This is a genomic window from Algibacter lectus, assembly GCF_900112395.1.
In the GTDB taxonomy this organism is placed as follows: Bacteria; Bacteroidota; Bacteroidia; order Flavobacteriales; family Flavobacteriaceae; genus Algibacter; species Algibacter lectus.
The window spans coordinates 184,443-208,470 of sequence record NZ_FOLN01000006.1; the positions used below are offsets into that span (position 1 = coordinate 184,443).

Sequence of the window (24,028 nt, forward strand, 5' to 3'; positions counted from 1 at the left end):
TTTGCTCCTGCAAAAATAACAACTATATTGCTGTTATCCTTGTGATATTGCGAAAATTATTAGACTATTCAAATAGACTAGACGACAAATAACGATCGCCACGGTCGCAAATAATAGCAACTACAACTCCGCTTTCTAAAGACTCTGCAATTTGCAAAGCACAGAAAACAGAACCACCACTACTCATACCTGCAAAAACGCCTTCTTCTTTTGCTAAACGTTGTGTTATATTTTTGGCATCTTCTTCGGTTACATCTATAACAACATCTACTTTTGAACGATCAAAAAACTTAGGTACATACTCTGGAGACCATTTTCTGATCCCAGGTATTTTTGCACCATCAGCCGGTTGCGCTCCAACTATTTTGATATCCGGATTCTTTTCTTTAAGAAAGCTAGAGGTTCCCATAATAGTTCCTGTTGTTCCCATAGTGGCAACAAAATGTGTTATTTCTCCTTCTGTATCTCTCCAAATTTCCGGACCTGTTGTTTTATAATGCGCTTTCCAGTTATCATCATTTTCAAACTGATTTAGAACGGTATACCCTTTTTCATCACGTAGTTTAAAAGCAACATCTCTAGAACCTTCAATACCAATATCTGCCGGTGTTAAAATAACCTCAGCACCATAAGCGCGCATGGTTTTAACACGTTCTACTGTAGAATTTTCAGGCATAATTAATACCATATTCAAACCTAAAATTTGTGCTATAAAAGCTAAAGCAATTCCTGTATTTCCACTAGTTGCTTCAACTAAAGTGCCTCCTTTTTTAATATCGCCACGTTTTAAAGCTTCAGAAATCATATTGAAAGCTGCGCGATCTTTTACACTTCCGCCAGGATTATTTCCTTCTAACTTCAAAAATAAACGCACACCTTCTTTATTAATTAAATGCGTTGCTTCAACTAAAGGTGTATTTCCTATTTCGTCTAATATTGTTTTACCGTATGCCATTTTTCTTCGGTCTAATTTTAATTTCTGTTTGATATGTTACTAATGAATCTTCGGGTACCGATTGGGTAATCCAAACATTAGCTCCAATAATACTATTTTTACCAATTACAATATCGCCTCCTAAAATGGTTGCGTTGGCGTAAATGGTAACATTATCATCTATAGTTGGGTGTCTTTTAGTAGAAGCCAAGTCTTTTGAAACTTGAATACCACCTAAAGTAACTCCTTGATATATTTTTACTTGCTCTCCAATTATAGAAGTTTCACCAATTACAATTCCTGTACCGTGATCGATATAAAACGATTCGCCAATAGTAGCACCTGGATGAATATCGATACCTGTAATACCGTGAATATATTCACTCATCATTCTAGGTAAAATATAAACACCTAGTTTATAAAGCGCATGACTTAATCTATAAATTGAAATAGCATGAAAACCAGGATAAGCCATATAAATTTCGGCTAAACAATGCGATGCAGGATCGTTATTTTCGAAAGCAATAGCATCTAAATCTAGTTTCCTTCTAATTTCTGGAAGTTCCGCTTTAAAGGTTTCCCAAATTTTTTCGCCATTTTCAATTTCTAATTTATCTAGAATTTGCAAGAATGTTTTCTCTAAATATTCGGCGTGTTCTGCTTCGTGATCACAATCGAACAAAGAATAAAACACTTTTTTGGTAAAGGCTTTAACTGTGTCTTTTAAACAAACATTATAACTTTTCATTTGCTGCTATATGTGTAATACCATTGTGTTAAATGGTGTATTTAATCAGTTTATAAAAATAAAACTAATCCTTTTAAAAAGCTTCTTTTTTAAACATTAAATCCTGCAAGATTTTAGAAACCTTGCAGGATAGTCATGCCTTGTGTTTAGTTTAGACCTTTTTAATGAAAACACTAAAAAGATTTATCGTTTACTAGGTTATAGCTTGAACTACGGCCTTAGGAGCTTCTTTACGAGTACCATCAAAACCATCTACACCAGAAACTGTAGTATATTTTAAAACATTTTTCTTTCCTGGATGTATAATTTGATATGCCGCTTGGCACATGATAGTTGCTTCATGGAAACCACAAAGTATTAATTTTAATTTACCAGGATAGAAATTACCATCACCAATAGCAAATATACCTGGGATATTAGTTTGATAATCTAAAGCATTATTAACTTTAATTGCATTTTTTTCAATCTCTAATCCCCAATTTGCAATAGGTCCTAATTTAGGAGAAAGCCCAAATAAAGGAATAAAGTGATCGGTTTCTAAAGTAAAAGGCTCTTCGTCCTTTTTAGTTATTTCTATCGCTTCAACTTTACCGTCTCCTAAGATATCGGTAACTTCTGCTGGTGTAATAAGATTTATTTTTCCAGCATCTTTTAGTTCTTGAACTTTTTCAACTGAATCTAAATGGCCTCTAAATTCATTACGTCTATGTATTAAAGTAACACTTTCTGCTATATCGGCTAAAAATATAGACCAATCTAATGCAGAATCTCCACCACCAGCAATGATTACTTTTTTATCACGATACACTTCTGGTTCTTTAATCATATACTCAACACCTTTATCTTCAAACTTCGAAAGGTTTTCAAGTTGTGGTTTTCTAGGCTCAAAACTACCTAAACCACTAGCAATAGCAACCACTGGTGCTTGGTGTTTTGTTCCTTTATTTGTAGTTACTATAAACGTACCGTCTTCTTGCTTTTCAACAGTATCGGCGCGTTCTCCTAAAGTAAAACCAGGTTCAAATTGTTTTGCCTGTTCTAATAAATTTTTAGTTAAATCTCCAGCTAAAATCTCTGGAAATCCAGGGATATCATAAATTGGTTTTTTAGGATACAATTCTGAACATTGTCCACCAGGTTGTGGCAACGCGTCAATTAAATGACATTTTAACTTTAATAATCCAGCTTCGAATACTGTAAATAAACCTGTTGGCCCCGCGCCAATTATTAGTATATCTGTTTTAATCATTTTACTATGCTTTATATATAATTACTCTTTTTTTTCTATTAGTCCTTTTGTGAATTCGTTTAACGTTTCCACTTTTTGTTCAAAATCACCTTTAATAGTTTTTCTAAACTCGTTTAAATTTTTAACTAAATCGTCTACGTTTTCAGGAATAACATCCTCAAAAAATTGACGCAAACGTTTTGCTGTGGTAGGTGATTTTCCGTTAGTAGAAATCGCCACTTTCACATTCCCTTTGGTTACAATACCACCCATATAAAAATCGCAATACGGCGGATTATCGGCAACGTTAACTAATTTAGATTCTGCTCTACAGTCTTTCCAAACTTGTACATTTACTTCTGGTATATCTGTCGTAGCAACCACCATATGCTTGCCAATAATATAGTTTTTTTTATAACTATCTTCAACTAATGTTACACAACCTGTTTTTGCAAGTTTTATAGTGCCTTCGCGAAACATTGGCGACACCACGGTAACATGAGCATCTGGACTCGATTTTAATAAGAAGGTTAATTTTTCTTCAGCAACATGTCCGCCACCAACAATAAGTACATTTAAACTTTTTGTTTTTAAAAAAATAGGATATAAATTATTCCTTTCCTTTTCTACTAAACTCGACGTCTTTATTTTATCCGCTTCATCTAGCATATTACTTATTTTTATTAACCGTTTCTAAAACCGATGATAATACTGCGCGTTCCTTTACCACATCGCCAATAACAATAATAGCAGGGTTTGCTAATTGTTTTTCTGCCACTATACTTTCAATAGAACTTATAGTACCAATCCCTACGTTTTCATTATCTCTGGTGCCATTTTGTATAATAGCTACGGCCACATCTTGTTTATTTTCTTCTGAAAAAATGCGAACAATTTCACTCAATTTCCCCATGCCCATTAAAATAACAACTGTTGCCGACGATTTTGCAGCCAATGCCACATCGCCAGATAACTGATGTTTTTTAGTAGTTCCGGTAATAACCCAAAAACTCTCTGAAGATCCTCGTTTTGTTAACGGAATACCTTGATAAGCTGGCACGGCCATAGATGACGAAATACCAGGAACAACATAAGTTTCTAATCCAAATTGCCTCACATAATCAATCTCTTCTGCGCCTCGACCAAAAATAAAAGGATCGCCGCCTTTTAAGCGTACCACATGCCCTTTCTCTTTAGCTTTAGATACAATAAGATCGTTTATTTGATCTTGTTGAAAAGCATAACACCCTCTACGTTTACCTACAAAAATAAGTTCGGCATCTGCCGCAGCATATTTTAGTAAAGCCTCATTAATAAGCGCATCGTAAAGGATAACATCTGCAGATTCAATAGCCTTAATAGCTTTAAGGGTAATTAAATCTACGTCTCCTGGACCTGCACCTACTATCGTTAATATTGGGGTTTTGAAACTCATTGTTACTTTTTAGTATTCTTATGCTTTAGCTTGTTCAGCTTCTCTGTAAGCTCTAACTGCTGCTAAAAACTTATCGGCATTTGCGATATAACTTAATGCAAAATCTTTAGTTGGTGCATTTTTATTGATTTCGTAAATTAATTCTGAAAACGATGTTCCTAAATCAATTTTACCTCCTTCAATAAAAAACTCATCAAACTGAGAAACGATTCCAGCATGCGTATTAGTCTTTTTATTTTCAGCTAATAATAACGCTTTCGCGGAATTAACTAGCGATTGGTAAGCGTAATATATAGCACTAGAATACACCTCATCTTCAAAAGAAGCTTTAGCATTATCTATTTTCTCTTCACTTTCAAAGAATAATGTTGCAATTAAATCGATAACAACACCAGCACATTCTCCAATTCCAATTTCTTTAACGTATTTTTCTTCTTCACCCCAATCGATAAAATCTTCTTGAGTTAAGTTAGTGACGTCTTGTAAATCGTTTAATAAATCATAAAAATAACGTTCTCCTGTTACTTTATAGTAATCTACGAATGATTTTCCGTTAGCATTTGCTTCAAAATCGTTTAAAATTCTGCGTAATGCTTCCGGACCTCTTTTACTTGGTACTTTTACTACTTTATCAGCAAAAAGGGCGTTTCCATTTCCTAAATTCCCACCACCTAATAAAACTTGTAACGCAGGCGCTACTAATTTTTCAGGCGTTCTAACTGTCATCCCTTGGAAACCAATGTTTGCCATATTGTGCTGACCACAAGCATTCATACAACCACTAATTTTAATTACAAGATCTTCATTTTGTAAATATTGTGGATACTCTGCCGTAATCATTCGTTCTAATTCTACCGAAATACCAGTACTACTTGCTATACCTAAGTTACAGGTATCTGTACCAGGACAAGCTGTAATATCTACGGCTTTATTATATCCCGCTTCTACAAAACCTAATTTCTCAAGTTCTTGATAGAAAAACGGTACTAAATCTTCCTTTACAAAAGGAATTACAATGTTTTGACGTAATGTTAAACGTATTTCACCAGCAGCATAATTATCAATTAAATTGGCTAATAAACGTGCTTTATCAGTATAAAAATCGCCCAATAAAACTTTAACACCAATAGCCACATATCCATCTTGTTTTTGAGGGATAAGGTTAGTCGATTTCCATAAATCGAAAGCCGCTTGATCTTTAATTTCAACTTGTGGTGCTTCAACAGAAACCGGTTGTGATGCTACATAAGCATCAGCATCAATAGCTACAGTTTTAAATTCAATCGCTTTTTGTTCTTCAGCAATTAACCCTTTAAAAGCCTCTAATCCAATATCCTTTAAAAGGAATTTCATACGTGCTTTAGCTCTACTTTTACGTTCACCGTAACGATCGAAAACTCTCAAAACTCCTTCCATTACTGGAATAATTTTATCTGCAGGTAAAAAGCTGTAAAGCTCTTCTGCATGACGAGGTTGAGAACCTAATCCACCAGCAACCATCACTTTAAACCCACGAACACCGTTTTCTACTTTAGCAATAAAACCAATATCATGTAAATACGATAATCCCGTATCTTCGTCTGTATTAGAGAAAGACACTTTAAATTTACGCCCCATTTCTTGACAAATTGGGTTACGTAAAAAGAATTTAAAAATCGCATCGGCATAAGGAGATACATCGAAAAGTTCGTTAACATCTACTCCTGCAGTTTCAGAAGCTGTTACGTTTCTTACTACGTTTCCGCAGGCCTCACGTACAGTAACCTCATCTTTCTCAAGTTCGGCCCAAAGTTCTGGCGTTCTTTGTAAATCCACATAGTGAATTTGGATATCTTGACGGGTTGTAATGTGTAAACGACCACGAGAATATTCATCTGAAACATCAGCAATTCTACGTAATTGGTTACTTTTCATTTTTCCGTAAGGAATCTTGATACGAATCATTTGAACCCCTTCTTGACGTTGGCCATAAACGCCACGAGCCAAACGAAGACTTCTAAATTTTTCTTCATCAATTTTACCATTGTTAAATAGCTCAATTTTATTGGCTAATTCAATGATATCCTTTTGTACTATTGGATTTTCTATTTCTGTTTCAAAACTTTGCATGATATACCTGACCTTTTTCTTATTAGAAAAATATTTTTTATTATTTGTTACTGGATAAAACCAGCTCCAACCGTGTTATTTGATTGTGGATCAATTAAAATAAACGAACCGTTTGTTCTATGGTTTTTGAATTGATCAAAAAAGATAGGTTTGTTTAATTTAAATGAAACCGACGCAATATCATTAACACCTAATGATGTTGCTTCTTTATCTATTCCTGAATAATCAGGATTAATTTTGTGGTTAATTCTATCAACCTTAGCTAATACTTTATTAACACCGTGCTGCACAATGTATTTACCTCCAACAGTTAAGTTTTCAGAATCCATCCAACATACATTGGCTGTAAATTGTTTATCGATAGTAGGCAAATCGTTTTCTTTAACAATCATGTCTCCACGAGATACGTTAATATCGTTTTCTAAAGTAATAGTTACAGAAGAACGTCTAGAAGCGGTTTCGTATTTCTCGTCGTAGAAATAAATATCTTTAATTTTAGATCTTGTTTTAGATGGTAAAACAATAATATCATCTCCAACGCTTAATTCACCACCGTAAACTTTTCCTGCATACCCTCTAAAATCATGAAAATCTTCAGTTTTAGGACGGATAACATACTGTACAGGGAAACGTGGTGTTCCCACATTGTAGATATCTTTTTTATCCAAATCTTCTAAGTGCTGTAATAAAGCATCACCTGTATACCAAGGCATTTTATCAGATTTGTTTACAACATTATCACCTTGTAATGCACTTACAGGAATGAATGTTATTTTTTGATCTTGGTAATCTCTTTTGCTCATTAATTCAGAAAAATCGGCCTTAATTTTATTATAAGTCTCTTCTGAATAATCAACTAAATCCATTTTGTTAATAGCAACCACGACATCTTTAACTCTAAGTAAGTTGTTGATGAAAAAGTGACGATTAGTTTGCTCTATAACACCTTTACGTGCATCGATTAAAATAATAGACGCTTGAGATGTTGATGCTCCAGTAACCATGTTACGCGTATATTCTACGTGGCCAGGAGTATCTGCTATAATGTAACTTTTCTTCTTAGTTGAAAAATATATATGTGCTACATCAATAGTAATACCTTGTTCTCTCTCGGCCATTAAACCATCTGTCGCTAATGAAAAATCTAGGTAATCATATCCTAATTGTTCACTTTTGTCTTCAATCGCTTTTAACTTATCTGAAGTTAATGATTTTGTATCGTAAAGGATGCGACCGATTAAGGTACTTTTACCGTCATCTACACTTCCTGCTGTTGCAATTTTTAATACTTCCATTGTTATTATAATGTTGGCTAAAAGCCTAATTTGTATTCATTTTAAAAGATTTCCGTTTTCACGGAAATAACAAAACCGATATTCTAAAAATACCCTTGTTGTTTACGTTTTTCCATAGCACCTTCAGATCGTTTATCATCGATTCTAGCACCACGCTCAGAAATAGTAGAATCTCTAATTTCTTCTACGACTTTAGAAATTGAAACCGCATCTGAATATACCGCTGCAGTACAACTCATATCTCCAACCGTTCTAAAACGAACCATTTTTTCTAATACCTCTTCATTTTCATCTCTGTAAACAACATCGTCTTCTGCAGACCAAATCATGCCATCTCTTAAGAATACTTTACGTTTGTGAGCAAAATATATTGAAGGGATTTCAATATTTTCTTGTTCTATATAAGACCATACATCCAATTCTGTCCAGTTAGAAATAGGGAATACACGTACGTTTTGTCCGTGCTCAATATCACCATTCAACATATCGAATAATTCAGGACGTTGGTTTTTCTCATCCCATTGACCAAAATCGTCACGAACAGAAAAAATACGTTCTTTAGCTCTTGCTTTTTCTTCATCACGACGCGCACCACCAATACAAGCATCAAACTTAAATTCTTCGATAGCGTCAAGAAGCGTAGTAGTTTGCAACATATTTCTACTTGCATAACGACCAGACTCTTCTTTCACTTTACCTTCATCAATAGAATCTTGAACGTTACGTACAATTAGCTCTAAACCTAATTCTTTACATAAACGATCTCTAAATTCAATAGTTTCAGGGAAATTGTGTCCCGTGTCTATATGCATTAAAGGAAAAGGAATTTTTGCTGGATAAAAAGCTTTAACAGCCAATCTAACCAAAGTAATAGAATCTTTTCCTCCAGAAAACAACAACACAGGTTTTTCAAATTGCGCTGCCACTTCTCTCATAATGTATATAGCCTCGTTTTCTAACGAATTTATATTTGATGTGTCTTTATTCATAATCTTTATTATTGTTATTGGTTATTGGAAGTAAACACCAGTAACCATTTACTCTATTTTATTTTAAGCGTGTAAACCACACTCTCTATTCTCTAATGCTTTTGTTGGATCGAAATACTTAAATTCATTTGGTAAATTATTTTCTTCCAAATATTTATCTAATTTTTCATCACTCCAATAATAGAAAGGACTCACCTTTAACACTCCAGCTTTACTTACACTAAAAATACCAATACTATCTCTAAAAGCTGTTTGCCCTTGACGTAAGTTTGTAAACCAAACTTTTGGATTATGCTCGTCCATAGCGCGTTTAAAAGGCTCTAACTTTACTTGTTCTGTAAACAAAGCATGTTCCGGAGCATCTACACTTGGTATACCCATAACCACATCTCTATGAGACGATGTTTGTTTTGGCACATATAAAAACACGTTTAAATCTAAGTCTTTTATAACCTGCTCGGCATGCTTATAAGTTTGTGGTGTATTATAACCGGTATCACACCAAACTACAGGTGTTTTAGCTTTAACCGTATTTACAGCGTGCAAAATAGCAGCCTCATAAGGTCTAAAATTTGTAGTTACTACAGCTTCGTTACTTAACTCGAAAGCTTTAGCTATTATTTCTGATGGTGAAGCATTTTTAAAAGCTTCATTTAATGTATTTAATTCTGATTGTTCTATCATTATTTCCCCCATTTTACTGAATTCCAAATACGCTCGTGAAAAAAGTACAATACCATTTTCGTGATAAAATCGACAGAAGCAATAGATGCTGCTACCGAAAGTTCACCTGTTAAAAAATAAGAAACTATTAAAGTATCTAACGTTCCAATAAGTCTCCAGCTTAAAGCTTTTGCTACACTTCTAATTGGTTTTTCTCCAACTGCATCTTCTTGATAAGTAGACTTTTCTTTATTTTTTAATAACATTTGCGCTATCATTTTCTTAATCTTATATTAATCCTACCGTTTTAGTAGGGATTACAAATGTAATATATTTTTGTACATAACAAATAGCTTTTATGAATTTTTTAGGATAATGAAATATTTTCGGGTTAAACTGAATAAAATTTATAGAAAACCGAAAATTTCTCATGATTTTATCAAGATTTAGTATTTGATAAATCGGCTAACGTATTGTTTCGGAGTACTTTTAGTGTATTGTCGCGTACCATAATCATGAGTTTATGCACACTACATGCATGCTCATCTGGGCAATCGTCACACTTTTCATAAAAGTTAAGACTCACACATGGCACCATGGCAATTGGCCCTTCTAGAACACGCATTACATCGGTCATTTTAATTTCCGAAGGATCTTGCCTTAAATAATAACCACCATGCTTTCCTTTTTTAGACCCAAGAATACCAGACTTCCTTAAGGTTAACAAAATTCCTTCTAAAAATTTCTGAGGAATATTTTCACTTTTAGCAATAGTACCAACTTGCACTGGCGCATCGCCTTCTGCTCTAGCAAGAAACGTTAGTGCTTTTAGTCCGTATTTAGTTTTTTTAGATAGCATGTGGTAAATATAGTTATTTAAAACACTTTGCTAATATAATTATTTTGAAGAAGTTTTATAATTAGTGGCATCTTGTTTTTGTAAAGTGCTAAAACAAAATGCATCAATATTATATATGTAAAAATTACTATCCTTATTATTTATCGCCTTAAAGCTTCTTTAAACTGATAGAAAAAACGTTCTATTAAACGTAAATCTTCGGTAATAATTTCAGCAGAACCACGCATTTCTTGTTTAAAATCAATGGTTTTCCCGTAAGAAGTCACTAGTACTTTAGGCAATTCTACATCTATAACATATAAGCCATTTACATCAGGCACTATTGAAATGTTTTTAACAACTCCGTTAAGCACACCAAACTCTGTATCAGGATAATTTTCTATTTTTAAATTCACTTTTTGACCAATTTTAATTTTTCCAGAATTTTGACCGGGTGCTTTTAACTTAGCTATAAACGAGGAATTTCCGCTAGGAATAATTGTAAAAACCAAATCGCCTTGATTAACGGTTTGATTAGAATTCCAAAAATTTAAAAATGATACTTTACCATTAATATTAGATTGCAAAACATACTGATATTCCCAATCTCTAATTGCTTTTTTTAATTGATTAAAAGATTGAATAACATTTTTAAGCAATACCATTTCCTCTTTCACCCTATTAATTTCAGTGCCTTTAGAGGTTTGCTTTGCATTACTTATTCCTTCTCTAATTTGAGATATTGAAGATTCGAAATTCTTATAATTACGTTCTGCCTGAGCCGCTTCTAGTTGTTTATTCTCGAAGTCTTGAGCAGAAATAATACCTTTATCAAACAATAATACATGCCGTTGTAAATCCTTCTTTTTAAAGTCTAATTCCGTTTTATTAATTTCTTTTTGAGACTGAAGACTTCGTAATCTTCTATTTAATTCTGAAATGGAATATCTATTTGCCACAGCCTCATTAGAATAAGGTTTTAATTCTTTGTTTAATTGATATTGTATATAGCTATTTTCAAATAAAGCATATTGAGATTCAATATTCCCTAAAAATAAAAGAGGTAAACTATCTATTGGAAACTTAAAATATTGTCTATTTAAAGTTATAGTATCTATAATCGATTTAAGCTTAAATACATCTTTATAATTAGCCGTATTTTCTAATATAGCCAAACGCTGCCCACCACTAACCTCTTGATTGTCTTTTATTAAAATCGCTTCTAACTTACCTGTAATTTTAGCATATTCTTTTTGTGGCGGAATTTTAGTCGTTATTAAAGCTTCTGATGCAATTATATCTGGATATTTTACTAACCAAGACAAAAACAACAACAATATTATTAATACAAGAAATAATACATTCCCCCAACGTATCATCCAATGTGGTACTTTGCTAAGTATTTCTTGCACCTCTTCGCTCCTTAAATCTATGTCTTCTAGTTTGTCTGGCATACTATTTCCCTAATTCTAATTGGTTTTTAACCAAATTATAATAATTCCCTTTTTGCTTTACTAAAGCTTCATGATTCCCAATTTCCACAATTTTGCCTTGATCTAAGACAACAATTTGATCTGCATTTTTTACAGTACTCAATCTGTGCGCAATAACCACTACCGTTTTATTTTCAAAAAAAGTATTCAGCTTCTCCATAATCACTTTTTCATTGTTTGCATCTAAAGCTGAGGTTGCTTCATCAAAAAACAAGAAATCAGGGTTTTTATAAACCGCTCTTGCAATAAGAAGACGTTGCTTTTGCCCAGTACTTAAACCCACACCTTCCATGCCTATTTTAGTGTTGTACGATAATGGTAAAACTTCTATAAAGTCTTTAATGTTAGCAACATCTACCGCATGCGCCAATTTATCTTTATCTATATAATCTTCGCCAACTGCAATATTGTTAGCAATGGTATCGCTAAAAATATAGCCTTCCTGCATCACTACACCACATTGGTTTCTCCAAGCTTTTTGAGATACATGTTGTAAATCGTAATTACCAAGTTTTATAGTTCCAGCATTAGGTTCGTAAAATTTTAAGAGCAATTTCATTAAGGTGGTTTTACCACTACCACTAGTGCCGACAATAGCCGTGATTTTATTTGAAGGAATAGTTAAATCGAGATTTTTTAAAACCATTTGATCTGACCCTGTATAACTAAAGTAAACCTTTTCGAGGCTTAAATCTGCATCTAGAGAAAGGTCTGTTATTTTATTAGCACCTTGCTGCTCTTCATCTTCTTTATTATGAATTTCTGCCAAGCGCTCTAACGATATTTTAGCATCTTGCACTTCTCTAATAAAGCCAATAAGTTGTGCTATTGGTGAGTTTAACTGCCCTACTATATATGTAATAGCCAACATCATCCCTAAGGTAATATCACCATCAATTACTAATTTAGCAGAGAGTACGGTAATTAAAATATTTTTTACTTCATTTATAAAACCAGAACCCACAGTTTGGTATTGCTCGAGTGCTAACCCCTCTATGGATACTTTAAATAGTTTAGCTTGTAAAAACTCCCAACCCCATCGCTTTTGTTTTTCAGCATTATGTAATTTTATTTCCTGCATCCCATTTATAAGCTCAATAACTTTACTTTGCTCCTGACTTACTTGAGAAAAACGCTTGTAATCTAAATCTCTACGCTTTTTTAAGAAAATAATAATCCATAAGAAATAAAGAAAACTCCCTATAAAAAACACACCAAAAACCTGTAAGCTATAGTATGCCAAAACAATACTAAAAATAACAAGATTCACCATGGAAAAGAGCACGTTTAACGACGATGTGGTTAAAATACTTTCTATACGCTTATGGTCGTTTATACGTTGTAGAATATCTCCCGTCATTCTCGTGTCGAAAAAGGCTATTGGCAAATTCATGAGTTTTACAAAAAAATCTGAAACCAGCGATATATTTATTCTTGCACTTAAGTGTAATAGAATCCAGCTTCTAATAACCTCAATAGCTGTGCGCCCAATAAACAAAGCTAATTGGGCAAATAAAATAAGGTATATAAAGTGTACATCTTGATTTTTTATACCAACATCAACAACACTTTGCGTTAGAAAAGGAAAAACAAGATGAAGTAAACTAGCCGCAATTAGCCCGATAACTAATTGCCATAAAAACTGCTTATATTTTAATACATATTTTGATATAAACGAAAAACTAAAATCCTTATCGGCCTCATTAGTTGTTGTAGCATACTCCTTTAAATTAGGTGTTGTTTCTAATAATAAAACAATACCTTCTTCGGTTTCTGAGCTCGCGTTATTACCAATCCAATGTTCTAAAAGGTCGGGTAGGTTATATTTAAGCAATCCATGAGCTGGATCTGAAATGTGATATATGCCATTTTTTATTTCATATAAAACAACATAATGGTTTTTATTCCAATGCAAAATACAAGGTAGCGGTGCTTCTTCTAATTGCTTCGAAGTAATTTTTACACCAAGTGTTCTAAACCCAATACTTTCTGCCGCATCGCTTAATCCTGCCAAACTACTTCCTGATCTCGTAGTTTCACTTAAGGTACGTAACTCTTGTAAAGGGATTATTTTATTATAGTGCTTTGCTATTATTTTTAAACAGGTGGCACCACAATCTTTAAAATCGAGCTGTTTATAAAAAGGAAACTTTTTAATCATTTATATTGATAAGATAGAATATTCTATAGTTTTTTTACTTCTGCATTTACAGAGTTTTTGCTCTAACTCTCACTTTTCTGGTATAGTATGAAATTCTCTGTTTTTTAATTAAACAACCCAATTCTAGCAAGAATTGGGTTATTTAATTACTTTAATTTAAAGTTATTGAAATTAATAACCATCAGTAGTTTTCTCTTAGATGACCATAGCGTATATTATCTATTCATGGCAAATACCAACTACTGACATCCACATACTTCTATTGAACTTGGATAATCATAACGACCATCTTCTACCCAATTACCTGGAGTACTTGCTCCTCCTGGAGCATGCCATACTAGATAATATGATGAAGGCGAAACTTTCCCGCCTTGGATTTGTTCTAAATCTATCTTATTATCTTTAAAATTCGATAATTTTTTCATAATCTAAAATTTAATAAAATACCTACTCTATTATTAATAAGCTTTTCGGTTTACGCTTTTACTTGTTATGAGTTTAACTTTTTTTATGTATTCCACGAATTAGTTACACTATTATCTTCAATACAACCTTTAACTATATTTTTCACTTTAACTAAAAATTAAAAACTAGTGTAATCATTTCAAAATATTAAACTTATTAAAACATTCATGTCTGCTTGTATTATATTAACCTTGTGGTTACTTCTGCTTTTAAAAGCTAATGTCAAAACAAAATTTACTTTACAACATGGCTTTCTATATACTTAGATACCTTTAAAAAAAATAATAACACATTTTCTTTAAAATTTTAGTAATTATAAAAAATTCGCACTTCAAATCGTAGCATCCTTTCCTCCTTTTACAATAAGAAATAAATTACAACTATTTAATAGCAAGAAAAGTTGTTCTTTATTTAATATTAAGATAAGACATAGCATAATGCTCTATTGCTTTTACTTTTAATGGGTTTGTACTCCAATCTTCCCACTCGTTTGTATAAGGACTATAACCACATTTTAAAGGCTTTGAGAAATCGTTATCCGGGTCTTCTTTATAAGCTCTACAATCTGTACAGATATATCTGAATTCGCAGTCTTTACAAACCTCGATTTCGTCTTTAGAAACATTCCAATATTTTTTAAAATCTTTAACCTTTAAAGCTTGTTGAAAAGATGTATTTTCTATATTTCCAAAACTTTTAGACATACTTGGGCAGTTTTTAATATCCCCATTAACATCGATCGAAATTTTCTTATTTAGACAGGTATTATGATTTTGAGCTTCTGTAAAAACAGCTATTGTAGACACAAAATAACCTTGATTAATTACACCACAACAGGTATTATCTAGAATTACCGCTTTAGTTTGTTTTATAAAATCGTCTTCATAATCGTTTGGAGCACTATGCAAAAGAACGCGACCTATTAAAGGAGAATTTAATACTAAAGTTTTAACCTGCTCTACATAATTTTTTTCATTAGAATACTGAGCTATAAAATCAACATTTTTAAAGTAGCCTTTAGAACAATACTCTAAAATACCCTCCATTTTCTCTAAGCATAAAGTAGTGTAAGCTCGAACTTCTAAATATTTACATTGAACATCTGTAAGATTATTAATTACTTTTTTAATATCATAATCCGATTTTTCATCTAAATCGATTATAGCATTATTAATAACTTCTGATGTATCATATTCTAAAGGAAAATCTGGAAAACTATCAGGAGAGCTTGTATAAAAACCTATACCCTCGTCTATAAAATAGTTTATGTATTCCATAAGCGTTTCTTGGGTCTCTAGATCTAATTTATTTTTAACCTGAATTAGAGGTGTGTTTTTTAGCTCAATTAGAATATCATATAATTCATTGGGTATAAAAAAAAGTTTGTTTTCTTGTAAATCACTTATCACGGTTCTAGTTGCACCTATAGTTAGCGTGCAGTTCGAAAAAATTAAGAAATATTTCATTTAAAAAAATTAAAGCTTTTAGTTACGGGTTTAGGAGCTCCACCTGTAGGTGTTTTAACAGATTCGTAAACCTCCATTTTTATCACTCGGTTTGGACGCCTTGAAACGACTGGTTGGATAGGTTCACCGCCACCAATTTCTTCGACTTCAGAAAGCTGATATAATAAAGGCAAATTTTCTACCCCTTGTTTAATGTTTTTTTTCATGTAATGTTTTTAAGTGTAACGCTATCTTTTTCTCTAAAAAGTAATTACAAGGTTCTGATACCATAGAAAATTGACCAATAGGATTAACTTCTAGAAAATAGATAAGATTATCTTGCCCTAACATAAAATCTAGAGAGCCCGTTTCTAAATTTAAGGTTTCCATTAAAAAGTGAATTTTATCTTCAACTTCCTTTGTAAGTTGATATGGTACCTTCCGTAAATCTTTACTATATTTTCTATGATCCACCTCTGAATTGGGCGTCATTATAGCCATAGAAAAAATTTCCTTATTGAAATAAAATGTTCTAATTTCGAGTGTTTTGGGTATAAATTTTTGAATAAATGAACTTGGAAATGTAGAAGAAACAGCCTCTATATTAGTAACTTCTTTTGTATAAAACATAGTAAAGCACTCTCTACTAGATAAAGGAAATGTATTCCCCAAGCTTTTTGTTATTACTCTACCGTGTTCTTCTTTGAAATTTTGAAGTTGCTTTTTACTATTTATAATTTTATATTCAGGAATATTAAACCCCACAGCTTTTGCTTCATCTAAAACAATTAATTTATTAACATCAATAGAACTGGGATGAGATAGCCAATTTTTAGATTTAAGCAAATACATAAAATATTGAGATAGCATTTTATTTTCATCTCTAATATTATCATTTAAGGTAATTATATTTTTTTCATTATCAACAACGGTGGCTTGAGGAAGCCCTTTAACGAAACCCCATCTCCAAAACCAAACGGTACTCACTTTTTTTATATTTTTAAGATCCCAATTAGAATAATTTTCTGCATGAAGCCTTTTAAAGTCCTGTTTATAATATGACAACCAATCCATTACACTTTCTGGTGTGGTATCATGTTGGCTATTTGTTAGTAGTAAAACCATAAGTAGAAATATGCCCAACCTTGTTAAGGGTTGAGCATTTTTAATATTAACTAATTATTAATAAAATGACCCCTCACTAATATCGCCATGAACCAATGATTGAGTATTCCCTGCTGTAGAAGCTCCTCCAGGCATCTCCCAAACTACCCATCCTGATATTTTTGGAGAAGGATTACCATAAGAACCACCTTGAATTTCTTCTAAATCTATATTGCTGCTTTTAAAATCTGATAATTTTTTCATTATTTCTTATTTTATTATTTTATTAAATACATACTTTATTTTTATCGGCTTACAAGTGCTAATAAAACCTCTAAAAAGTATTCTATTAAAATACTTTTAATAAACAATTTGCGAGTTTATGGTCTAGGAGCTGGAGCAAAATCGTTTGGTCCATAATCAGTCCAAACCCAATTTCCGTTTATATCAGTACCAATAGTGGCTATGTAGTTTCCCGGAGTAGATGCGCCTCCTGGATATTCATTTATAGCAGATAAAGACATACTTGGAAAACTTCTACCTCCATTAACATCATTTAACTCTACCTTGTTTTCTTTAAAATCTGATAATTTTTTCATGTTTTTAGATATTTAATTATTAAACCTACTCTATTTGTATAAGCTTTTCGGCTACCGCTTTTAAATATTATAATCCTAATTTCTTTCTTATTTCATCACCTATAGGATCTGGTGTACAATTCCCATTCATTATTCCGTTATCTCCAGTTCCTCCAAAAACGGTTTTTGTTGCTTTAGTTTGCAATTGAAAATCACGGTAATCATTTAAATTTTTCATTTTTTAATATGTTTTAAAGTTTATTTATTCATCTAAAAGAAGCCTGAATAAAATATTATTATCTAGTAACAATTTACTACCCTAAATATCTCGGTGTTATTGAAGAATCAAGTGGTGCCATTTCAAGGTGAGACCAAACCCCATTGACATCATGACTTGCACTAGCAATATAGTTTCCTGGGTCAGATAGTGGTCCTGGGTGAGCCTTTATAAAGCGAGAAGAAAATGTTGTTCCCCCTTTTACATTTTTTAACTCTACTTTGTTTTCTTGAAAATCTGATAATTTTTTCATTTTAAAATTTATTTAAACACCTACTCTATTTGTATAAGCTTTTCGGCTACCGCTTTTTTTGAGAAACTATTTTATAGTTCCAAGTTTTTATTAAAAAGAAGAAAAGGCTATTACCATGGCTTCCCACGTATATGATGTAGATTAAAAAAATAATAACAAGTTTTTTTTATTTCCCCTCAGAACTGAAAGAAATTCAGAAAGGCAGATATCTTTATTTTTAGTATCATTGTGGTTCCCTATGACAGAAATTAATATCAAAAAAATAATTGATAGCGCCGTTAATGGAAATGAATTTCCTTTTAATAGATTTTTTGAAGATACTTTCAAAAAATTATTACCCAAACTAACCGCTCTCACGAACTCAAAGGACGATGCACAAGACGTTTTTATAACATCTATGCATAAATTTTGGGAACGCTTTGTTATTAAACAAGAAGAACCGCCTCTTAATAGTATAGCCTATATTTATATGATGTGCCGAAATGCATGGCTACATAAAAAAAGACAGCCATGGAACTCTGTTATTTTAGTAGATAATAATGCGTACAGTCTTAATAAAGCTAAGAATGATGTTTTAATAACAGAGCAGGAAAAAACAGATATAGAAAACGATATTTCACTAAAGCACAAAGCTTTATCTATTGCCATTAATGAGTTATGTGATAAATGCAAAAAACTTATTGAAGCAGAGCTAGATAACAATATAAAATTAAAAGATTTACAGCAAGAAATGGGGTATAATAATTACCAAGCTTTAGTACAAGCAAAATATAATTGTAAAAAAAGACTAGTTAAAAAAGTTACTGAAGCTTTAATTAACTTGAAAAAAAATAATTCTTAATAATGATTCCAGAAAAAGATTTAGACTTAATTACACGTTTTTTCGACTTAGACCTTTCTTATGAAGAATTAAAGGAATTTGAAAAAAGAATATTACTCGACATAAAATTTCGCGAAAGATGCGAAGCTTATAAGGCAGCCAACGATATAGTAAACACTACTTATCCAGATAAAGATAAACTGGTACGAGCAGAAAAATGGAAGACCTTATTGAAGGATAAGGAAACAACAATAGCTACAAAAAAAACGCCGTGGAAATGGGTTGGTGCTATTGCAGCAGGTTTTATTATAACATTTTTTATTTGGCAACTTAATTCCACATTTCAAGAACCAGACTTAAATAAATTAATTGCTAGTTCTTGGAATAAAAAAATTGGTTTAGATTTTAACACCATTCGTAGTACTAAAAAAGATTCTTTAAAAAGCCTCGTTAGCAGTGCGTACAGCACTTATAGCGACATGAATTACCAATCTACCATTAACTTACTTAGTGATTATAAAGCAGACACTATTTATTATGAAGATGTTTTACTGCTTAGAGCCTTATCTTTCTATAAAAAAGAGGATTCGGATACTGCTTTAAAAACATTAGACACGCTTTCTAAATACCATACAGGTAAAAAATCTAAAGTAGCAAATTGGTATAAAGGCCTTATTTATCTTGAACAAGGCGATATAAAAACTGCCGAAAAATTTATAGAACTACCTAAACATAAAACTAAAGAATTGAAACTAAGAGAGTGAAATGTTATAATATCTATTAACAAATACTTTCAACGTTTTCAATACTCATGATAATGAATAAACATCTATTTTTCTTTTGGATCTTAGTTAGTTTTCTTTTTATACCTAGCTTGTATGCTCAAAAAAAAGCTGACACTTTAGCTGCTTCAATAAATTACAAAACTGCAGATTCACTTTTAAAAAAAAGAGATTTTAATACATCTGTTCTTTTATTTAATGAAGCCCTTAATGTATATGAAAAAACAAGTGCTTTCAAAAAAATAGCAGATTGCTATTATAAATTAGGCAAATGCTACGAGGAATCTTTAGATTATAATAAAGCACAAAAATTTTACGAGAAAAGTTTAAAGCTAAAAAAAGAAAAGCTACCATCAAACCATGAGAGTATCTCGATATCGCTCTCCAGTTTAGGACGTTTAAATTTTATTCAATCTAACTACAAAACGGCTTTAAGTTTTTTTGAAGAAGCCTTAAAGGTTTCATTGAAGGCACATAAAGAGACCGATCAAGTTATAGGAAATAGGTACAATAATATAGGCCTCTGTTATTATAATTTAGGAGACTTACACACCTCATTAAAATACCTAGAGAAAAGCTTAAATATTGATATAAAATCGCTAGAAGAAAACCATATCAATATTGGCTTTAGCTACATTAACATCGGGCTTATTTATTTTGATCTTATGCAGGATGAAAAGGCCATGATGTATTACCAAAAATCTTTACCTTATTTTGTTAAAAACGACTATAACAAAGGCCTTTTAGGTGTTTACAACAACACAGGAAACATATTGAAATCTCAAGGAGAATTAAATAAAGCTTTAAATTACTATCAAAAAAGCTTGGCCATAACCCTTGAGTACTTTAAAGAAGATGTTTCTTTACTGTCATTAATTTACATGAATATTGGCAATACTTACGGCATGTTGGGAGCTTATGATGACGCTCTAATATATTTAAACAAATCTTTAGAGTATTACAAAACCATTTTGGATAAAAACCATGATAAAATAGCAAAACTATATGACAATATTGGATCGCTATATTCATCTAAAGGAGATTACAATACAGCTCTCAAATATTCTAAAAAAGGATTAACTATTCAAGAAAAACTAGGTAATCATCTTGAAACAGCATATTCACTAAAGCTATTAGGAGAACTCAAGTATAAATATGAGTTTTATGATGAAGCCTTATTTTACAATAAAAAAGGATTAAAATTAACTCAAAAAATATATGGAGCTACGCATTTATTAACTTCAAATCTCCACTACAATATGGGTATTACCCATTATAAAAAAGAAAACTACAAAACTGCCTTAAAATATTTAGATAGCGCCATTATTTCCAATTCTAAAAATGCAGCTGCAAATAAAAGTAAAGCGCTTAACCTTAATAATTATTTTGATCACCAATTATTATTAAAAACGATACATAAAAAGGCACAAACATTACAGCTACAATCTATTCAAAATAAAGACAATAAGCAGCTAGAACAAAGTGCAACGCTATATTATCAAGCAGATTATATTATAGATTATATTCGCGAATCTATAAACAATCATCAAGATAAATTAGTTTTAGCAGAACAAGCTAAAGCAATTTATGCAGATGCTATTACAACACATTTACTACAATATAAAAATACAACAGAGAAAAAACATCTAATAAACGCATGGCACTTTACTGAAAAAAGCAGATCTAATACTTTAAAAGATTTACTCAATGATACTAATGCTAAAAACTTCTCAAACCTACCAAGTGAACTCCTAGATTTTGAAAAAAGCATCAAATCAGACATAGCCTACTATCAATCACAAATTGTTGCAGAACAATCTGAAAACACTTTAGATACAGATAAAATTAAAAGCTTTGAAAACGAATTATTTACTATTAATCAAAAGAAAGATTCTTTAATAAAAGTACTTAAAAAGGAATATCCCAAATATTATCAATTAAAGCATAAAACAGAGTCCTTTTCTGTTAAGGATATTCAAGATAAAATAAATAATAGAACGACAGTATTAGAGTTTTTCTCTACTGAAAGTAAAATCTACGCCTTTACAATTTCAAAAAATGATATTTCAATAAAAGAATTAACAATTTCTGAATTAGATAAAAAAATAGAACGCTTTAATACATCAATTACTTCGGAAAATTTAAATGATTATAAAAAAATAGCATCCGTTTTATATCAAGAACTTATTAAACCCTTAGATAAAAAACTGATAGGAGATGAATTAATAATTATTCCAGATGACATATTATGGTATTTAAATTTTGATTTATTACTCACAAATAACAACAATAAAAACAGTAGAGAACTTCCCTATTTATTAAAAAAGCACGCTATTTCTTATTCCAATTCAGCAGATTTATTATTCAATCCTATAATAAAAAACACTTCAGAATCTAAAACCTTAAAAAAGTGTCTCGCCTTTTCATATTCAAACGCACCAAGTACTAAAAAACCGAATAAAAACAGCGTTTCTCGTGCTAATGATATTAAAGAAGATTTACCAGGTGCGAGAAAAGAAATTGACATGATATCTAAAATTATAGATGGTCAATATTATTATGGAGTTAACGCCATAGAATCTACCTTTAAACAAAATGTAGAAAAATATAACATTTTACATTTAGCCTTACATGGAGAGGTTGATAATGAAAATCCAGAAAACTCAAAATTGTTCTTCACAAAAAGCAAAGACACTATAGAGGATGATATTTTATACAATCATGAACTTTTTGCTTTAAATATTCCCGCAGATCTTGTTGTACTAAGTGCTTGTAATACTGGTATAGGTGAAATTGCTAACGGGGAAGGTATAATGAGTTTAGGAAACGCTTTTCAATATGCAGGAGCCAAAAGCTTACTATTAAGCAAATGGGAAGTACATGACAAAAGCACCCCCGAATTAATGAAATGTTTTTATTCAAACCTAAAAAAAGGCATGAATAAGCCTAAAGCGCTACAGCAAGCTAAATTAAAATATCTAGCAAATACAGAAGCCTTTTACACCAACCCATTTTATTGGGGAAGTTTTTATATTATAGGGAATACAGATGCTATAAGTTTAAAAAACAATTCAAATAACACCTATTATTGGATTGCTGGAGTTCTTTTTATCTTATCTCTAGTATACTTATTAAAAAAATATAAGTCTAAAAATTAATTATTTGTATGACTTTTTTCAAGTGAATAAAAAGTAGCTTGAACATAATCATCAGCATCACCAGTATTATTCTGGTTGTAAACACCAGCCTTAAAATACATGTATTGTCCGCCTTTATCGTAACCACTGTTCACCATATCAATAGTTTTTATAATATCGGCTTTACCTTCTCTAGAAATAGTAACGGTTAAAGTATTACCAACCACTTTAATTTTATACGAAAACTTTTCACCTAAAGCAATACCATCTTCTGGGTTAGAAGCAGAACTACTTCTAGAACCAATTAAATCGTACCATTGCTCACTACCAAAACCATCCATAGGTTCGTGCGCAAAATAAATACCACCTAAAGCATTATCTTTCAGTTTTCTGTAATAAAGGCGAATAGGTTCATCATCATTGGCATGTATTTGTCCAACAATAACACGGCCAACTTGGCTATCATCTCCAGTTGTAGTTACATAGTTTACAGCCAAAGTAGCACTCATTTCTCCATCGAAACCAGCTGCAGCATTTTTATCTGCAGTAGGTGCCGATCCAAAAACCCAATTGTTTTTATTCACACCTTGCGTTTTAATACTTGTATTAGTACCACGCAGCATTTCGCGTAATTCAACTCTAGTATAACTTGTATTTAGAGAGGTTTTAAAACCAGCCACAGGGCATTTAAAAACCATACCACCATCGGTATTCGTATAAAAATATTTACTGTTTTGATAATCTGCATTTATTTGAGCAACCGTTACGGTAACAGATGTACCATCACCCTCATCTTCTGGTATACTTAAATTCCAAGTCGATAAATCGAAATTTTTAGAAGGCGCTAAATTAGCGTCTAAAACTCCTGTACTTTCAGCTTTTGCTGCCTGTGTAATTGTTATATTTTTTGAAATATCACCTCCAATAACGTTTACAGAACCTGTACGCACGGTAGTGTTTGGGTTTGCTGTTACAGAGATATTTATAGAACCATTATTAGTTCCATTTGTAGGAGACAAAGTAATCCAATCATTATTATTAGCTGTGTACCAATACAAATTAGCCGTTACTGTTATTAATTTAGTTTCTTCACTTGCTGAAAACTCAGAAACTGTAGATACATCTAAGATATCAACCTGCTCTTCCTCTCCAGAATCACTAGAATTACAGCTAAACCCAACAGTTAAAAACAAAACCGCACAAACAATATTTAATAATTTCATGATGTAAATAATTTTTATAAAAATAGCATGTTAAATCATGAGAAACTAAAA

The 24,028-nt window shown here is 31.7% G+C and carries 25 protein-coding genes; 3 read left to right on the top strand and 22 right to left on the bottom strand.

Annotated features, from left to right (window positions below; genetic code table 11):
- Nucleotides 1–64: 64 nt before the first annotated feature.
- The 21 genes from cysM to BM246_RS12260 form a co-directional block, all read right to left on the bottom strand.
- Nucleotides 65–955: a cysteine synthase CysM gene (cysM, locus tag BM246_RS12165; RefSeq protein WP_074938208.1), complete on the bottom strand. Its 891-nt coding sequence runs from the start codon at nt 953–955 to the stop codon at nt 65–67.
- On the bottom strand, nt 942–1,682 hold the full coding sequence (epsC, locus tag BM246_RS12170; protein WP_042497213.1) for a serine O-acetyltransferase EpsC: 741 nt from the start codon (nt 1,680–1,682) through the stop codon (nt 942–944). Before epsC ends, cysM begins: the two co-directional genes overlap by 14 nt.
- A gap of 193 nt (nt 1,683–1,875) precedes the next feature.
- Nucleotides 1,876–2,931 (bottom strand): NAD(P)/FAD-dependent oxidoreductase, encoded by a 1,056-nt coding sequence (locus tag BM246_RS12175; RefSeq protein ID WP_074938210.1) that lies wholly within the window; start codon nt 2,929–2,931, stop codon nt 1,876–1,878.
- A gap of 21 nt (nt 2,932–2,952) precedes the next feature.
- Nucleotides 2,953–3,579 carry a precorrin-2 dehydrogenase/sirohydrochlorin ferrochelatase family protein gene (locus tag BM246_RS12180; protein WP_074938212.1) on the bottom strand — a complete coding sequence of 209 codons (627 nt, stop codon included), beginning with the start codon at nt 3,577–3,579 and terminating at the stop codon, nt 2,953–2,955.
- A 1-nt stretch (nt 3,580) separates the two neighbouring features.
- On the bottom strand, nt 3,581–4,345 hold the full coding sequence (gene cobA, locus BM246_RS12185) for a uroporphyrinogen-III C-methyltransferase (RefSeq protein ID WP_074938214.1): 765 nt from the start codon (nt 4,343–4,345) through the stop codon (nt 3,581–3,583).
- Between the two features lie 18 nt (nt 4,346–4,363).
- Nucleotides 4,364–6,454: a HEPN domain-containing protein gene (locus tag BM246_RS12190; protein WP_074938216.1), complete on the bottom strand. Its 2,091-nt coding sequence runs from the start codon at nt 6,452–6,454 to the stop codon at nt 4,364–4,366.
- Nucleotides 6,455–6,501: 47 nt separating this feature from the next.
- Complete coding sequence (locus BM246_RS12195; RefSeq protein WP_074938218.1) at nt 6,502–7,749, bottom strand: sulfate adenylyltransferase subunit 1; 1,248 nt, start codon at nt 7,747–7,749, stop codon at nt 6,502–6,504.
- A gap of 83 nt (nt 7,750–7,832) precedes the next feature.
- Nucleotides 7,833–8,738 (bottom strand): sulfate adenylyltransferase subunit CysD, encoded by a 906-nt coding sequence (cysD, locus tag BM246_RS12200; RefSeq protein WP_042497201.1) that lies wholly within the window; start codon nt 8,736–8,738, stop codon nt 7,833–7,835.
- Between the two features lie 63 nt (nt 8,739–8,801).
- Nucleotides 8,802–9,422, bottom strand: a complete 621-nt coding sequence (locus BM246_RS12205) for a phosphoadenosine phosphosulfate reductase domain-containing protein (RefSeq protein ID WP_074938428.1) — start codon at nt 9,420–9,422, stop codon at nt 8,802–8,804.
- The gene (locus BM246_RS12210) at nt 9,422–9,667 is read right to left on the bottom strand and encodes a DUF2061 domain-containing protein (RefSeq protein WP_394363849.1); all 246 of its coding nucleotides are present in this window, start codon (nt 9,665–9,667) and stop codon (nt 9,422–9,424) included. Before BM246_RS12210 ends, BM246_RS12205 begins: the two co-directional genes overlap by 1 nt.
- A 173-nt stretch (nt 9,668–9,840) precedes the next feature.
- Complete coding sequence (locus BM246_RS12215; protein WP_042503159.1) at nt 9,841–10,260, bottom strand: RrF2 family transcriptional regulator; 420 nt, start codon at nt 10,258–10,260, stop codon at nt 9,841–9,843.
- Between the two features lie 140 nt (nt 10,261–10,400).
- On the bottom strand, nt 10,401–11,693 hold the full coding sequence (locus BM246_RS12220; RefSeq protein ID WP_042503161.1) for an HlyD family secretion protein: 1,293 nt from the start codon (nt 11,691–11,693) through the stop codon (nt 10,401–10,403).
- A 1-nt stretch (nt 11,694) separates the two neighbouring features.
- Nucleotides 11,695–13,890, bottom strand: a complete 2,196-nt coding sequence (locus BM246_RS12225) for a peptidase domain-containing ABC transporter (protein WP_074938431.1) — start codon at nt 13,888–13,890, stop codon at nt 11,695–11,697.
- Between the two features lie 242 nt (nt 13,891–14,132).
- Nucleotides 14,133–14,318: a hypothetical protein gene (locus tag BM246_RS12230; protein WP_042497197.1), complete on the bottom strand. Its 186-nt coding sequence runs from the start codon at nt 14,316–14,318 to the stop codon at nt 14,133–14,135.
- A gap of 447 nt (nt 14,319–14,765) precedes the next feature.
- On the bottom strand, nt 14,766–15,824 hold the full coding sequence (gene gwsS / locus BM246_RS12235) for a grasp-with-spasm system SPASM domain peptide maturase (protein WP_042503164.1): 1,059 nt from the start codon (nt 15,822–15,824) through the stop codon (nt 14,766–14,768).
- Nucleotides 15,821–16,030, bottom strand: coding sequence for a hypothetical protein (locus tag BM246_RS12240; protein ID WP_042503166.1), 210 nt, complete (start codon nt 16,028–16,030; stop codon nt 15,821–15,823). Before BM246_RS12240 ends, gwsS begins: the two co-directional genes overlap by 4 nt.
- Nucleotides 16,014–16,928, bottom strand: a complete 915-nt coding sequence (locus tag BM246_RS12245; RefSeq protein WP_042503168.1) for an ATP-grasp domain-containing protein — start codon at nt 16,926–16,928, stop codon at nt 16,014–16,016. Before BM246_RS12245 ends, BM246_RS12240 begins: the two co-directional genes overlap by 17 nt.
- A gap of 57 nt (nt 16,929–16,985) precedes the next feature.
- Nucleotides 16,986–17,171, bottom strand: a complete 186-nt coding sequence (locus tag BM246_RS12250) for a hypothetical protein (protein WP_042503169.1) — start codon at nt 17,169–17,171, stop codon at nt 16,986–16,988.
- A 116-nt stretch (nt 17,172–17,287) separates the two neighbouring features.
- Nucleotides 17,288–17,506 carry a hypothetical protein gene (locus BM246_RS12255; protein ID WP_042503172.1) on the bottom strand — a complete coding sequence of 73 codons (219 nt, stop codon included), beginning with the start codon at nt 17,504–17,506 and terminating at the stop codon, nt 17,288–17,290.
- A gap of 67 nt (nt 17,507–17,573) precedes the next feature.
- Nucleotides 17,574–17,723: a hypothetical protein gene (locus BM246_RS19990; RefSeq protein WP_159140068.1), complete on the bottom strand. Its 150-nt coding sequence runs from the start codon at nt 17,721–17,723 to the stop codon at nt 17,574–17,576.
- A 76-nt stretch (nt 17,724–17,799) separates the two neighbouring features.
- Nucleotides 17,800–18,015, bottom strand: coding sequence for a hypothetical protein (locus tag BM246_RS12260; protein ID WP_042503174.1), 216 nt, complete (start codon nt 18,013–18,015; stop codon nt 17,800–17,802).
- Nucleotides 18,016–18,253: 238 nt separating this feature from the next.
- On the opposite strand from BM246_RS12260, the gene BM246_RS12265 reads away from it, so the two are divergent.
- The 3 genes from BM246_RS12265 to BM246_RS12275 are packed head-to-tail and all read left to right on the top strand — an operon-like array spanning nt 18,254 to nt 22,775.
- Complete coding sequence (locus tag BM246_RS12265; RefSeq protein WP_042503176.1) at nt 18,254–18,856, top strand: RNA polymerase sigma factor; 603 nt, start codon at nt 18,254–18,256, stop codon at nt 18,854–18,856.
- Nucleotides 18,857–18,858: 2 nt separating this feature from the next.
- Nucleotides 18,859–19,599 carry a tetratricopeptide repeat protein gene (locus tag BM246_RS12270; RefSeq protein ID WP_074938220.1) on the top strand — a complete coding sequence of 247 codons (741 nt, stop codon included), beginning with the start codon at nt 18,859–18,861 and terminating at the stop codon, nt 19,597–19,599.
- Nucleotides 19,600–19,652: 53 nt separating this feature from the next.
- Complete coding sequence (locus BM246_RS12275) at nt 19,653–22,775, top strand: CHAT domain-containing protein (RefSeq protein WP_074938222.1); 3,123 nt, start codon at nt 19,653–19,655, stop codon at nt 22,773–22,775.
- Here BM246_RS12275 and BM246_RS12280 read toward each other — a convergent pair.
- Nucleotides 22,772–23,977 (bottom strand): polysaccharide lyase family 7 protein, encoded by a 1,206-nt coding sequence (locus BM246_RS12280; protein ID WP_074938224.1) that lies wholly within the window; start codon nt 23,975–23,977, stop codon nt 22,772–22,774. The genes BM246_RS12275 and BM246_RS12280 overlap by 4 nt on opposite strands.
- Nucleotides 23,978–24,028 lie beyond the last annotated feature (51 nt).

Bases quoted from the DNA above. Each gene is read 5' to 3' on its own strand.
- cysM (WP_074938208.1), bottom strand. From the start codon at position 955: ATGGCATACGGTAAAACAATATTAGACGAAATAGGAAATACACCTTTA.
- epsC (WP_042497213.1), bottom strand. From the start codon at position 1,682: ATGAAAAGTTATAATGTTTGTTTAAAAGACACAGTTAAAGCCTTTACC.
- BM246_RS12175 (WP_074938210.1), bottom strand. From the start codon at position 2,931: ATGATTAAAACAGATATACTAATAATTGGCGCGGGGCCAACAGGTTTA.
- BM246_RS12180 (WP_074938212.1), bottom strand. From the start codon at position 3,579: ATGCTAGATGAAGCGGATAAAATAAAGACGTCGAGTTTAGTAGAAAAG.
- cobA (WP_074938214.1), bottom strand. From the start codon at position 4,345: ATGAGTTTCAAAACCCCAATATTAACGATAGTAGGTGCAGGTCCAGGA.
- BM246_RS12190 (WP_074938216.1), bottom strand. From the start codon at position 6,454: ATGCAAAGTTTTGAAACAGAAATAGAAAATCCAATAGTACAAAAGGAT.
- BM246_RS12195 (WP_074938218.1), bottom strand. From the start codon at position 7,749: ATGGAAGTATTAAAAATTGCAACAGCAGGAAGTGTAGATGACGGTAAA.
- cysD (WP_042497201.1), bottom strand. From the start codon at position 8,738: ATGAATAAAGACACATCAAATATAAATTCGTTAGAAAACGAGGCTATA.
- BM246_RS12205 (WP_074938428.1), bottom strand. From the start codon at position 9,422: ATGATAGAACAATCAGAATTAAATACATTAAATGAAGCTTTTAAAAAT.
- BM246_RS12210 (WP_394363849.1), bottom strand. From the start codon at position 9,667: ATGTTATTAAAAAATAAAGAAAAGTCTACTTATCAAGAAGATGCAGTT.
- BM246_RS12215 (WP_042503159.1), bottom strand. From the start codon at position 10,260: ATGCTATCTAAAAAAACTAAATACGGACTAAAAGCACTAACGTTTCTT.
- BM246_RS12220 (WP_042503161.1), bottom strand. From the start codon at position 11,693: ATGCCAGACAAACTAGAAGACATAGATTTAAGGAGCGAAGAGGTGCAA.
- BM246_RS12230 (WP_042497197.1), bottom strand. From the start codon at position 14,318: ATGAAAAAATTATCGAATTTTAAAGATAATAAGATAGATTTAGAACAA.
- gwsS (WP_042503164.1), bottom strand. From the start codon at position 15,824: ATGAAATATTTCTTAATTTTTTCGAACTGCACGCTAACTATAGGTGCA.
- BM246_RS12240 (WP_042503166.1), bottom strand. From the start codon at position 16,030: ATGAAAAAAAACATTAAACAAGGGGTAGAAAATTTGCCTTTATTATAT.
- BM246_RS12245 (WP_042503168.1), bottom strand. From the start codon at position 16,928: ATGGTTTTACTACTAACAAATAGCCAACATGATACCACACCAGAAAGT.
- BM246_RS12250 (WP_042503169.1), bottom strand. From the start codon at position 17,171: ATGAAAAAATTATCAGATTTTAAAAGCAGCAATATAGATTTAGAAGAA.
- BM246_RS12255 (WP_042503172.1), bottom strand. From the start codon at position 17,506: ATGAAAAAATTATCAGATTTTAAAGAAAACAAGGTAGAGTTAAATGAT.
- BM246_RS19990 (WP_159140068.1), bottom strand. From the start codon at position 17,723: ATGAAAAATTTAAATGATTACCGTGATTTTCAATTGCAAACTAAAGCA.
- BM246_RS12260 (WP_042503174.1), bottom strand. From the start codon at position 18,015: ATGAAAAAATTATCAGATTTTCAAGAAAACAAAGTAGAGTTAAAAAAT.
- BM246_RS12265 (WP_042503176.1), top strand. From the start codon at position 18,254: ATGACAGAAATTAATATCAAAAAAATAATTGATAGCGCCGTTAATGGA.
- BM246_RS12270 (WP_074938220.1), top strand. From the start codon at position 18,859: ATGATTCCAGAAAAAGATTTAGACTTAATTACACGTTTTTTCGACTTA.
- BM246_RS12275 (WP_074938222.1), top strand. From the start codon at position 19,653: ATGAATAAACATCTATTTTTCTTTTGGATCTTAGTTAGTTTTCTTTTT.
- BM246_RS12280 (WP_074938224.1), bottom strand. From the start codon at position 23,977: ATGAAATTATTAAATATTGTTTGTGCGGTTTTGTTTTTAACTGTTGGG.